This is a genomic window from Acinetobacter sp. AB03 (genome assembly GCF_058107045.1).
Map to the genome: position 1 here is coordinate 1,762,313 of NZ_JBUEBA010000002.1, position 11,923 is coordinate 1,774,235.

Annotated in this window: 17 protein-coding genes; 4 read left to right on the plus strand and 13 right to left on the minus strand. The window is 38.9% G+C overall.

The window, feature by feature from the left end; genetic code table 11:
• Window positions 1-896 precede the first annotated feature (896 nt).
• The 12 genes from ACY3FQ_RS08990 to ACY3FQ_RS09045 all read right to left on the minus strand — a co-directional run bounded on the left by ACY3FQ_RS08990 (window position 897) and on the right by ACY3FQ_RS09045 (window position 6,569).
• On the minus strand, window positions 897-1,451 hold the full coding sequence (locus ACY3FQ_RS08990) for a hypothetical protein (RefSeq protein ID WP_178905234.1): 555 nt from the start codon (window positions 1,449-1,451) through the stop codon (window positions 897-899).
• Between the two features lie 11 nt (window positions 1,452-1,462).
• Window positions 1,463-2,158 carry a metallophosphoesterase gene (locus ACY3FQ_RS08995; RefSeq protein ID WP_489773901.1) on the minus strand — a complete coding sequence of 232 codons (696 nt, stop codon included), beginning with the start codon at window positions 2,156-2,158 and terminating at the stop codon, window positions 1,463-1,465.
• Between the two features lie 4 nt (window positions 2,159-2,162).
• A complete protein-coding gene (locus ACY3FQ_RS09000) occupies window positions 2,163-2,594 on the minus strand; it encodes a DUF559 domain-containing protein (RefSeq protein WP_489773902.1) in 432 nt (143 codons plus the stop codon).
• Complete coding sequence (locus ACY3FQ_RS09005) at window positions 2,564-2,911, minus strand: hypothetical protein (protein WP_058869375.1); 348 nt, start codon at window positions 2,909-2,911, stop codon at window positions 2,564-2,566. The genes ACY3FQ_RS09000 and ACY3FQ_RS09005 overlap by 31 nt, the downstream gene beginning before the upstream one ends.
• Complete coding sequence (locus ACY3FQ_RS09010) at window positions 2,908-3,174, minus strand: winged helix-turn-helix domain-containing protein (protein WP_489773904.1); 267 nt, start codon at window positions 3,172-3,174, stop codon at window positions 2,908-2,910. Before ACY3FQ_RS09010 ends, ACY3FQ_RS09005 begins: the two co-directional genes overlap by 4 nt.
• A complete protein-coding gene (locus tag ACY3FQ_RS09015; RefSeq protein WP_279043704.1) occupies window positions 3,171-3,917 on the minus strand; it encodes an ATP-binding protein in 747 nt (248 codons plus the stop codon). The genes ACY3FQ_RS09010 and ACY3FQ_RS09015 overlap by 4 nt, the downstream gene beginning before the upstream one ends.
• Window positions 3,914-4,837, minus strand: coding sequence for a hypothetical protein (locus ACY3FQ_RS09020; protein ID WP_279043705.1), 924 nt, complete (start codon window positions 4,835-4,837; stop codon window positions 3,914-3,916). The genes ACY3FQ_RS09015 and ACY3FQ_RS09020 overlap by 4 nt, the downstream gene beginning before the upstream one ends.
• Window positions 4,834-5,190, minus strand: a complete 357-nt coding sequence (locus tag ACY3FQ_RS09025; protein ID WP_183175795.1) for a hypothetical protein — start codon at window positions 5,188-5,190, stop codon at window positions 4,834-4,836. Before ACY3FQ_RS09025 ends, ACY3FQ_RS09020 begins: the two co-directional genes overlap by 4 nt.
• A complete protein-coding gene (locus ACY3FQ_RS09030; protein ID WP_489773905.1) occupies window positions 5,187-5,495 on the minus strand; it encodes a hypothetical protein in 309 nt (102 codons plus the stop codon). Before ACY3FQ_RS09030 ends, ACY3FQ_RS09025 begins: the two co-directional genes overlap by 4 nt.
• Window positions 5,492-5,713, minus strand: coding sequence for a hypothetical protein (locus tag ACY3FQ_RS09035; protein ID WP_489773906.1), 222 nt, complete (start codon window positions 5,711-5,713; stop codon window positions 5,492-5,494). Before ACY3FQ_RS09035 ends, ACY3FQ_RS09030 begins: the two co-directional genes overlap by 4 nt.
• Window positions 5,714-5,830: 117 nt before the next feature.
• Complete coding sequence (locus ACY3FQ_RS09040; protein ID WP_062034641.1) at window positions 5,831-6,331, minus strand: phage regulatory CII family protein; 501 nt, start codon at window positions 6,329-6,331, stop codon at window positions 5,831-5,833.
• Window positions 6,332-6,389: 58 nt separating this feature from the next.
• The gene (locus tag ACY3FQ_RS09045; RefSeq protein ID WP_086207688.1) at window positions 6,390-6,569 is read right to left on the minus strand and encodes a Cro/CI family transcriptional regulator; all 180 of its coding nucleotides are present in this window, start codon (window positions 6,567-6,569) and stop codon (window positions 6,390-6,392) included.
• 99 nt (window positions 6,570-6,668) lie between these two features.
• Between ACY3FQ_RS09045 and ACY3FQ_RS09050 the strand changes: the two genes are divergently transcribed.
• Both ACY3FQ_RS09050 and ACY3FQ_RS09055 read left to right on the plus strand, forming a co-directional pair.
• On the plus strand, window positions 6,669-7,397 hold the full coding sequence (locus ACY3FQ_RS09050) for an XRE family transcriptional regulator (protein WP_125280157.1): 729 nt from the start codon (window positions 6,669-6,671) through the stop codon (window positions 7,395-7,397).
• A 101-nt stretch (window positions 7,398-7,498) separates the two neighbouring features.
• Window positions 7,499-9,637, plus strand: coding sequence for an ATP-binding protein (locus ACY3FQ_RS09055; RefSeq protein ID WP_130234752.1), 2,139 nt, complete (start codon window positions 7,499-7,501; stop codon window positions 9,635-9,637).
• Here ACY3FQ_RS09055 and ACY3FQ_RS09060 read toward each other — a convergent pair.
• Window positions 9,611-10,894, minus strand: coding sequence for a DNA cytosine methyltransferase (locus tag ACY3FQ_RS09060; RefSeq protein WP_348923448.1), 1,284 nt, complete (start codon window positions 10,892-10,894; stop codon window positions 9,611-9,613). The genes ACY3FQ_RS09055 and ACY3FQ_RS09060 overlap by 27 nt on opposite strands.
• 290 nt (window positions 10,895-11,184) lie before the next feature.
• Between ACY3FQ_RS09060 and ACY3FQ_RS09065 the strand changes: the two genes are divergently transcribed.
• Window positions 11,185-11,613 carry a hypothetical protein gene (locus ACY3FQ_RS09065; RefSeq protein WP_489773908.1) on the plus strand — a complete coding sequence of 143 codons (429 nt, stop codon included), beginning with the start codon at window positions 11,185-11,187 and terminating at the stop codon, window positions 11,611-11,613.
• Window positions 11,613-11,918, plus strand: coding sequence for a hypothetical protein (locus ACY3FQ_RS09070; protein WP_489773909.1), 306 nt, complete (start codon window positions 11,613-11,615; stop codon window positions 11,916-11,918). The genes ACY3FQ_RS09065 and ACY3FQ_RS09070 overlap by 1 nt, the downstream gene beginning before the upstream one ends.
• Window positions 11,919-11,923 lie beyond the last annotated feature (5 nt).

Below are 11,923 nucleotides of genomic sequence, written 5' to 3' on the forward strand. Positions count from 1 at the left end.
CAATTTTATCGAAGTTTGAGTGTGAAGCGTGTTTGCTAGCAATGCGCTTTGATCTATAGCAGCAACTTGCCATAACACCAATACCTAATAAAGTTAGTAGCTTCATCTTTAATTCCATCCATGTAGAATATTTAATTAAAAATATCACCCGAAATTGTATCTATCCAATCTCATTTTGATGAATTATTGTTCACTATGTAACTAAATAAGGATGTGGTGATCTGCCACACCCCTGCCTATAGTTCGATATTAATCAGCTCGGCAACTGAACTACCGCTACTCACAATCACATCAACCTTACATGCACGGTCAACTTCACTTGCTTTCATTCTCTTTAAGGTCGGGTTGCCAAGCCCTAGCTAAAATTGCCTAAAACATCTAGGCGTTTACACAAGGCATGTTCTGTAAGTCGGCACACTCACAGGATATGGTTGCCAAATTTCGGCAACAAAAAAGCCCAATCATTTGACCGAGCTTTGATGTAATTAAATATCTGGATGGCGGCATTAAAATTTAAACCACTACGATTAAAGTTAAGCCGCCATAAAAAAAGCCCTACATCACTGTAAGGCTTTTCCCCTTGGTCATGTGCGCTGATTCAAGGAATCGTTGTTTTTATTCACAACAAAATAATTAAATCATTAATCTCACAAAAAATGAAGCAAAAAAAACCTGCAACTTGGGGAAGGTGCAGGTATAAACTGATATTAACTATTCATGGAGAAGCTAATACCGAGCATTCTAGTCAGCTTTATGTGAATTGTCATGTAAGAATTTGTAATTAAAAAAATACCCAGCCTAGAGGAGCCGGGTATATAAACTTGTTTGGTCTCGGATAAACCGTAATACGACCAGTATAGTGAAACTATAGCCTAGATTCCGAAATAATGGAACCCCTAGGCCTTTAATTCCTTGTAAGTATTTTTCTTATACTTTTCAACCGCCTTTGACGCCTCATCAATTGCCGACTCCATAGCCAATGACATTAAGCTCTCATATGATTTCCATGTTTTTCGGTAATTCTCAGCTAGCATCTGAATTGAACTTATACCTGCATAATACAATCGACCTTGTGGGGTAAAATTAGCCTCAAGCTGGGGATCTAAAGAGAAATCTATAACCATGCGTGCAATTAAGTAAGCCAAGTGATTCATAGTAATTTGCTCAGGCTCCCGTTTCTTATCAGCCACGGCATTTTGAAGCATGATATTTACCAGGTGCATACGCACATATTCATAATCACTTTCACACTTACCATCAAAGACAATTAATGAAGTAACCGACTTCGCCAGTTGCGTATCCATTGTAGCAATCGCACCCAAGCGGTCTTCATAATTCAAAGGCTTCTCCCCAGTGCCATGAGCTTGTGGCTCAAAGTTTGGCGACTTTGCAGTAATGCCATGAGTCAACCATTCAAATTGTTCAAATTTATCTGCCATAACTGCATTCATCCCAAATCCCCTCAAATCAAACTCAAATCTAAAATTGTCATGGCTCCCCAGTGAACCGCACCAGTATCAATCCAGTAGCAGTTATCGCGCTTGCATGGCTTCTGAGTAACCGTATGCCCCATGATTACCGCATCAACTCCTGAAACATGGGTGTATTGTTGGTTTTCTTCATCCAGTCGATCACGACCCCACATTGCTAATTCAGTAGGGAAGCGTTCCTTTTTGATAATGTGCTGAGCTTGATCAAAATTATTTAGAATGCTTTTAAACTCATCCCAATTGTTCTGTTCGATATGGCCATGAACAAAGCCAAATTTTCTAGCTTTGTGATTAATCTCCAAAGCAATCGGTAGAGTTTTTAATTTTTTAATGATTTCGCGCTGAACCTGATAATCCAAGTCATAAAACCACTCACCGCCATTTTGAATATGGCAATTAAAATAGGAACGATTAACATCACCCATAATGACCAAATCTTCATGATTACCCTTTACGGATGTAAACCAAGGCTCATCAATTAGACTTACGCATTCAACATTCTGGTTACCTCGATCCACCAAATCCCCAACAGCAACAAGCAAGTCATTTTCAAAATCAAAGTTTATTTCTTCTAGACGACTCATAAGCAAGTTGTAGCAGCCATGAATATCACCAACTGCATAAAGCTTGCCTTTTATCTCTTTGTTCCAAACCTTAACCATTGCCATTTCATCACCCTATTAATTTTAAAATTTGCTCAATCGCTTTGCCGCTTTTCACTTGCTCGGTGCTAAACCGTATTACCTGATAACCCATCATTGTTGCTGCGTTATATTTCTCTAAGTCCCCTAAATACCCCTTACCCCTTGTATGCCTACCATTACTCCAGATCCCACCTTCCACTTCGACCAATATCTTTTTGTCCTTCAAATGAAAATCAGCTCTCCATTTACGTGAGGGGTGAAACTTAAACTCCTGTTCAAACTCAATTTTTAAAGCTCTCAGAGCATTCGCCAATATCACCTCACCCTCACTCTGTACTTTTTCACCTTTTATTTTTGGGCGCTTAGATCCTCTTTTGGGTTTATTCGCTCCGATCATCTTTTTGTATTCAGCAATGGAGTAGCTGCTAGTCAAAGTACCCGCTCCAGCATTGCTAGGCATGAACGGTATGCAAATACACGCTCATCCGACCCATCTTTTATTGCACTACCAAGGGAAGCTTTTAGGCTGGCAATTAAGTGAAGATGCCTTGCATTCAGTTTTGCGCATTTCGTCTTATATTCAGCTAGTTCCTTTTCAAGCACTTCTAAACGCTCAACAGCCTCTTCATGTGTAAGCTTGTTGAAGCACTCACCGTCATAGCGACAAAAGCCAAGCTCTGGGCAATCCTGTGCAGCACTTTTACAACGTGCCAATGCATTTCCATAAGTGTTGTCATCAGCACTCATAAGGTCGGCTTCACATGGAATGCGGCTCATCCCTTCACCTCAAACAACTGCTTTGCCTTATCCGTTAAAAAGAATCGTGATTCATCTGTAAAACCTGAATCTTTTCGTTTGATATACCCGGCTTGCTCTAAACCCTTCAGGTATCGCTGTGCTGTTCTTAAACTGAGATCACTTAATGCTGTTTTGCGAAGCTCAGATACCGTTGCTATTGGGGCAGTTTCAATCGCCTTGAGCGCATGAATTACACGTTCAAATATTGCAATCTGATTCACTGAAGTACTTAGACGCTTCATGCTTTACCCCCAACACGTTCATCTGCCCAATTGCACTCAACCACATCCAAACCATCATGCTGAAAACGAGACCAGAGACGATCACCAAGGTCTTGTTCCAATTCATGTGCTGTCATGTTTGAAATCAACATGGTTGGCTTGCCAGCGTCATAACGTGAGTAAAGAACTTTGTGCACCAGCTGGAGACGGTTTTCATGGCGGTCATGCAATCCATATTCATCAAGAATCAATAGATCGTATTCAGTGAAGCGATGAACAGCGTTTACTTCACTATCATCAGCCTTGGTCCATGCATTCGCTATTTCATTGGCCATGTCTTCAGAGGTCACATAGCGGGCATACTTTTGGGTCTCAAGGATGTTTCGAGCCACGGCGCAAGCTAAGTGTGTTTTCCCAGTACCGGTGCGACCAATCATGATTAAGTTGCGCTTGATCCCCTTCGTGAAATCTTTCACAAATGTGACGCATTGAGTTTTTGCATTTTGCTGACCGCTATTCGCTACCAAGTATTCTCTGAACCCACTGTTCGCATGACGGGTTGGAAGTTTTGCGCCTTGAAAGTGTTTTTCACGAACCATCGCATTCACGGCGTTGTGATGTTCTGCTTGAGCTTTGTTAAGCGCTTCTGTTGAGCATTGCTTGCAGAACGATTTACCACGGAAAGAAACCATTTGTGCCTGGTGCAACTGGCAAAATTCTGTTGATTGCTGAATATCAAAACTAAGCGGTGCGATTGCGCTCATAGGAGCCCCCTTGTATCCACATCACCTGTTGCTGGTTCATAGTTCTGAACTTCACCCCAAGGATCATTCACGTTGCGGTTATTTGGTTTTTCAGAAGATTTTTTGCGTGTTGGTTTTCTTCCTTCACGCTCTGTCTTGGTTACTTGCTTCTCAAATTCCTGCACCAACCAAGCTGCGAACTTTCTCGTTTTTTGGTTTTCGGTGAGATAGGTTTTGTTTTCCCAGTGCGCATTGAAACTACCCAAGTGAAACTGGAAATCAGGCATGGTTAAAATTTCATTTACGCGATGGCTGAATTTCGTTTGAAGCAAAATTGTGCTTAGGAAATTTTGATCAGGTTTCCATGAATCATCCTGAGCTGAATTTTCAGGCAATTCCTGTTGTGTGTTTATATCTGTAGTAATCTCTGTAGTAGTCTCTGTATTTGTCCCCTTTTTGAAATGGGGAGGGTCTGCCTTTTCAAATGGGGAGTCTCCCCCTTTTGAAAGAGGGAGGGTGGTCATTTCAAAAAGCACAGGGGTAATAAGCTCAATAAACAAAACATTGTTGTATTTCTGATTGTTAGCTTCAATTGTTCGGAAGTGACGTTTTAGCACCCCACATTTCTCAAGACGATCAAATGCCTCTTTGACTTGCTGTTTTGAGAAGCCATATTGATCAGAAAAACTCTGGTAAGAACGCTGCAAAAGATCAGATTTAAACTTCTTTTTAACGCGCACAACTTGGCCAGAATATTCATCACGCACCACTGTAGGTCGATGCCAATAAACGATTTCTGAAAGCACAACGATAGCGTTTAAATCGGGTTTTCCACTCTCTAAAACGAAGGTACTAAACCAACTGGTTGGTAAGATGTTACCCTCAAGGTGAACACTACCAACCTGATCCACGACATCATGGCCAGTGCTGAATAAACTCATTTAGCACACTCCAATTTGACTAAGCCGCGCTTTTCCAACTGACGAATAATTCGTGGTTCGACAAATTGATTGTTGATCTTGTACCTGGTGCGTGACTTTTCTTTCACCTGGATAAGTTGGGTACCTTCTTGCATTTGGCGACGTATCGCTATGGCTTGCCCCCCCATTTGGGTTGTATGCTCAAGAATGAAATAAGCTTCCTGCGCCTCAATAGCTTTGTTCATGACTGATAAAGGCATTGCGGCAAGTTCTTTAGGTGTGTATATCTTCACTGGATCAAGCAAAGGGATCATCACCTCGATAGGTGCAGGAGCTTGAACATCTTTCTGCCCACGTTTAGCTGAATATCTCACTGAGCACCCCCTTTTTCGATATTTTTAATAAAGCGGCCAAACATAAAAATATGACCTGCTCGATGTAGGCTTGAAATAATTTCACCTGCATACCAAACTGAAACATGATGTTCATTGATCAGCGTTTCCATAAACTCGTCACGGGTGACGGCAGCATTCTTTTCATCACCCTTGATCTTGCGAAGATTTGCCCTACGGATCTCCAGCAATCCATCTAATGTGCGTAGTGCTGGCTCGTACCATGATTGAAGCTGCATCATCTGCTTATGCTCAGGCTTCTTCTGAAGAGCTTTGTTAGTAATCATGGAACCTCCACTAAGGCTTGTTCTGCAAGAGATAGTCGGCGTTTTAATTTCAGCTCCAAGGTTGATGCATGACGGATCTCTGTTGGATCTACAACAACAACGATCACACCATTCGTTGTAACGCCAATACCACCCAACGGGGTTATGTACTCAACGGAAAGTAAATCACCTGTATCAAAAGTACGATTCACAAGAGTCACTGGAGCGATTAGCACCACCGTATCCCCTTGTAAGAAATCGTTATTTGCATTGTCTTGAATTGCTTGTTGTGCTAAATTTGTTTTCATATTCATTGGTTCCGATAATTAATGAATTGAAAAGCCTGATTTCTGCGATCAGGCTTTTTCTTTTTGAGCATTTGCTGTGTACTTCTGCATTTGCTTAAGTGCTGCCTGATCCACTGCGGTAATCAACTCGATCAACCCCTGGGTAATTTGGTGGATCTCTTCATATTCCGCTGGTGTAATTACCCCATCCTCGTAAGCTTCATACACAACTCGATTTGCCTTTCCGCTTTTAATGTTGTGCTGCATCATTGCTTCAAAGATCGATAGCTCATGATGTTTGCTTGAGTCACAATCCACTGGTACTAATGCGTATCCCATCTGATGCGCCCATACCTTTAAAATTTCAGGGTTCTGCGTATACATCATTATGGTTTCAAGCTTCTTTAAGCTCGGTAAATGGTTTGGCATCCCTACGTTGCCGTAGTTGCAAATCGTGTTATGTGAGTCACCAGTGACCTGAGCAATTTCCTTAGGTGAAATCCCCTGCGTCTGGTTAATCATTTTAAAAATTGCCGTTTGCGCTTCACGGCTTAGTGTTATTTCTTGCATTTGTGAAATCCTTTATTTGTTTCACGTTTCTTTGGTGGGGCTATCGCGAGATAATTTGTTAAGCAACATTGCGATTAAGAGGTTTTTTCCCTTTCGCTAAGTCACGAATTTGGTATTCACGTGCTAAGGGAATTTTTTCAGCAGGCCATTGACTGACAGCGTTGTGAGAAATACCTAGCTTTTCGGCCAATTGAGTAACTGAGCAATTAAGTAATCGCAGAGCATCCGACTTAGTCATTTAGCTTACCCTATAAGTAATTTAACTTACCTAATTAAACTACATAAAACTTACCTCGTCAATTGGTAAGATAACTTACAAACATTTGGTTGTATTAATATGGAAACTCTTGGTAGTCGCCTTAAAGCATTAAGAAGACAACGAAATCTTACTCAACAAAAAATTGCTGATGCGCTTGGTGTCTCTAAAACCTCTGTGATTTATTGGGAAAAAGATGAGAATGTACCCAAACACGAGAGTTTAATTGCATTAGCCAGAACCTTAGGTACAACAACTGAATGGCTTTTGAGTGGCGTGGGAGTTCCAGAAAAGAGCAATGCTGATATAGCTAAGATGGAAGTTGGTATTTATCAAGCTGGAGATCCCGTTCCAGATGGATACGTAGCTATTGATTATTATGATGATGTATTTGTGAGTGCTGGCAATGGCTACTTAAATTTAGAAAAGCCAAGCAACAATAAGATGCTTTTCCCTGTTGATCTAATTAAAGAATGTAATGTTCAACCATCCGCAACCAAGGTAATCCATGTCCGCGGCGAGAGTATGTTTCCTAAATTAAAAGATGGACAGGCCATATCAATTGATATGTCTGCTAGAACCATTTACGACGGGGAAATTTATGCTTTTCAGGTTGGGGATGATACAAAAATTAAATACTTGTTTAATTGGAGTGATGAAGGTAAGGGTGGCTTTAAGGCTGTCTCTGCAAACCCTGATAAAAATCAATTTCCTGATGAATATTATTCCCCTAGCCGAATAGAATCAGAAGGTATAACCATATTAGGGCAGTACTGGTGGAAACAGGTCGTAAAGCGCATTCGACGCTAACAAAAAGCCGCTATATGCGGCTTGGGTTGGGCTGTTGGTTTGTATAGGGATGTTTTATAATTAACTAAATTCTTATTATTAATATTTTTCAGGGGCTTAAAATGACTAAATATAAATTGCAGTATTCACATAATATTATTGAACATCTAGGTTTAAAGCTTTATCAAAATAAGCCTACAAATGTAATCGCAGAATTAGTATCTAATTCATGGGATGCTTTAGCTAATACAGTAAATATAGACCTCATTTCCAAACAAGGTACTCCTATTGGTATTCTTGTTTCAGATGATGGTTTGGGAATGACTAGCGAGGAAATTATTAATAATTGGCTAGTTATTGCAAAGACAAAGCAAGGCTCAAGAGAAAAAATTGATAAAAGTTCACGTAAGCCAATGGGGCGAAAAGGAATTGGGAAGTTGGCACCTTTTGGTGTTGCTAAGCAAGTAGAACTAATTACTTTAAAAAATGGAAAATTAAATTGGTTAAGCTTAAATTATAAACATTTAACGGCTCAGACTAATCAGGATAAACCTTTTGAGATATACGAACCCACTGTTTATTTTGATGATTGCACTAATTTTGCAATTGAAAATTCTGAAATTGCATTACAAAAAGTGACTGAACATGATGAGTTCAGAAGTAAAATCAAAACACGCATTGCTGATCTTTTAGAAGCCACTAAGGGTACTATTATAATAGGTCATGATTTAAGCCTAACAAGAGTATTGACTACTGAAACTCTCAAAAAATCCCTTGGCAGAAGATTTACTATCACTCTAAATGATCCTGAATTCCAGGTTTTTATTAATGATGACTTACTTGAAGAGCAGGATTGTTTTCCTGAATGGGGTCTTCGTATTCCTCCAGTTGGAAAAATTACAGAAAAGATTCCTTTTAAATATACAAACGCCAAGAATGAAGAAGTTACTGAATTAAAAGAAATTAAGTATTGGGTTGGTTTTGTAGATTCTGCTACATGGTCACAAGAAGAGGCAGGAATAGGGATTTTTGCTCATGGGAAATTAGCTCAAGATAGACCCTTTTTTTTCAAGCTAAAAGGATCTGAGATTTTCACACGTTATATGTATGGTGTCATTGAGGCTGATTGGATCGATGAATTTAAAGATGACATTATATCAACTGATCGTACAACGCTAAATTGGGAATACCCTGGCTTTGAATCATTTCTTAATTGGGGTGCGACAGAAACTAGAAAGTTTATAAATCAGTTCCTGGTTTACAGAAAATCAAATGCGCTACAAGAAATTGAGAAACTCGTTGAAGTAACATTAAGAGATAAGACTGATTACCACCTAACACCTAACGAACAAACTCACTTAACATCCTTACTTGCAGATGTGACACCTAATGTTGATTTAACGGAAGAAGATAAAATTTATTTTATTGAAGTTGCTGCAAAAGCTTGGGTTCATGAGCCAGCAAGAAGACTTATAAAAAACCTATGGAATGAGACTTCACAATTTGACCCAAATCAGTTCCCTTTAATTGTAGATAAACTTGTTCAGGAATTAGTCCCTGAGGGGTTGTCATTAGGTGTTATGTTCTCTTTAAGAATTTACGCTTTAACACAATTAGAACATAGAATAATGGTAGGAAATGAGACACAACTACAGCATTTAATTGAAGAATTTCCTTGGATATTACATACAAATTATGAAAAATTTTCTGCTAGATCCTCGTTGAAAAGAATTGTTAATGAAGCAAAAGAAACTGGAAGATGGCAATTCAGAGATGCTGCTGTTGCTACACCTAACGATTACAAACAACCAGATGTAGTTTTTTTAGGAGATGCAGAAGATAAAAATATTATTGTCGTTGAATTGAAAGGTCCTGATGCAACTGTAGCATGGTTGGAATTCAATCAATTACAATCATATATGCAATACTTCCAATCCAGATTTCCTAATGCAAATGTTACTGGTTACTTAATCGCTAGAGGAATTGAAGAAAGTGTTTTGAAACAGGCTCCTACTACCGTCCAGTTTAAATCGTGGTCTGATATTCTTATTGAGTCTCGAAAAGAGCATATGCAAATCTTGGCAACTATCATGGCTGGAAACGATATCAACCCATCCGATGCTAGAGTTCAGCAAATTTGTGAATTAGGTGGTGAACCAGTTCAGCAATTTTTATTACAAATGGCTAAAAATAATGATGATTTAGCAAGGATCATCAGTAAATTAGAACCTAAATTAAAGTCTGAAAAGCTCCTTGGCTAATTGATAGCTTACTAATGGTGGTAGAGCCTCTCCCACCATTTCTCTAACCAAATGCATTGATTTATAAAATATTTGCTCTGGCCATTTAAAAGTGTCGGGAATGCTTTGAATTAACATACATTCTCTAACACTAAGCACACGATTTTGGCTTGGGTGTAATTTATTATCACTACTAAATGCGTTAGTATTAGTTGTGATTGCAGACGACAGTCCATCAGGATGAATTCGCTTGTAACTCGTTCTAAAGCCTTTAATACTCCGAGTTGTGCCATTGTTTTCTATAATATGCGGTCTAACTTTAATATCTTTACCACATGATGAACATTTTATCTCAAACATTGGCGTGGCTGCACTACCACAATGCTCACAAGAATTCATCCATGCAGATTTACCGCTATTTACAGGTATATTTGCTATCCACGAATAATGTTTATCACTTAAAACTGGTACGTGATGAAAGATATCATTTTTATAACTATTGCTATCTTTTGATCTGCTATCCAATTCAGGTAAATGTCCAATAGCATCAACAATATTTTTGGGTGCATCTAAAGGCTTAATGTATTTTAATTTATTTACATCTTTAGAATGAATATTATTTTCCTTGGCTATATCTTTACGTATATAAATGCTAAAGCTTCTTTTTCTTGATTGAGGAACACCAAAATCCGACACACATTTAACAAATGTTTGTCCAATATAATTACTCAAAATAACATCAATAAATTCTTCAACATGCCCTTCTGCACCTTGTTCATTACGTAGCAAACGTCTACCAAAATTAGGAACATTTTCAATCACGATAAATTTTGGCTTTAAATTACAACATACTTCTAATGCATCGAAAAACAGAAAATTTCTTGGATCTGAATTGGCACTAATAGTATCTTTAAGTTTTCCCCTTCTAGAATTTGCTGTACTAAAACTTTGACATGGAGGTGTGGCAAAAACCAGATCTAGAGTTTCACCTTGTTTGAGTACATATTCGATTAATCTATTCTTGTCTTCTCTAATGTCGCTAAACACTTTGCCTGATATATTTGCTTCGTGAACTAATCTTCTATTCGCATCTAACTCACATGCTGCTATGCATTTACCACCTAACAACTTTAGTCCAAAATCAGAAATTCCCGCACTTGAGAATAGGCTTACATAATTGAACTTATATTCTGGTTGAATAAACCCGCTCATAAATTCTGAGTAACTAGTAGTATCGAATTCCTGTAAGTTATTAAGGTTTAAAGCTAGATTGTTCAATTTAATTTTCCCAGTGTTGCCATACCATCGGCATGGTTATGATACTTAATTTATTCATCAAGAACATGCTTTAAAGTTAATTTAATTAAACCATGACTCCACCCACCCCAGCGGTGGGTTTTCTTTTGTCTATTAAAACATAAAGACTAAGTTTAAAATAAAATAGTAATTTAAGTTACCTTTTGTATTGACAATAAAAGTAAGTTAGCTTACCTTTTGTCTCACAGACATCAAAAAAGCACACCGACCGTCAAATCATGTGTGCTTTTACAGAAACTGCGAGATCAATTATGAACAAAACCTTATCCCCTTTCAATACCATCAAGATATCTCTTGGTGTAGCTGCTGTAACAATAGGCGTGCTTAGCTGTGGGTTTAAAACTGCACCACAGGCTGCTCAACCAATAGTTGCCAATGTTGCCACTTCTGAATATCAACTTCTTGCATTACGCATGACTGGTGATAACCACGGCGAAGCGATTATTCGTTTAGATGGTTTCCGCGTTACTGCACGTTTTGAAGTTGAAGCATTTAAAGACAGCTACGGCGTACCAGGTAGTGAATTCACCGCTGTAGATGTAACCAGCCTTGATGAAGTGACCGTTTCAGATGCCCTAGGCAATCCATACAACGACTTCACAAACCACATCGACCATCAGAACTTCAATGCCCTCATCAAAGGCTATATCGAAAAACATCGTTTAGTGGAGGCAGGCTAATGACTACTTCTACTCAAAAGTTTTCTGAGTTCATCAACCAAGATGACGAAGGCAACATTCGTATGCGTCTAGGCCATTCAACCTACTTTGAAAAAGGTCGCCATATCTATGTGGTCAATAAGGATGGTACCGAACAGTTAATCACGCTGGAGGTTCATGCAGCCAAACCTTGGATCCGTGAAAACTTTGAACGTGAACGAGCTTTCCAACAAAGAAAAACTATGGCTATTCGCCTTCAAAAGTCACTTACACGTTCTTATACAAAATCATTTAAACGAGCTAAAGGCTCACTGTTCTGGGCATAAGGGGA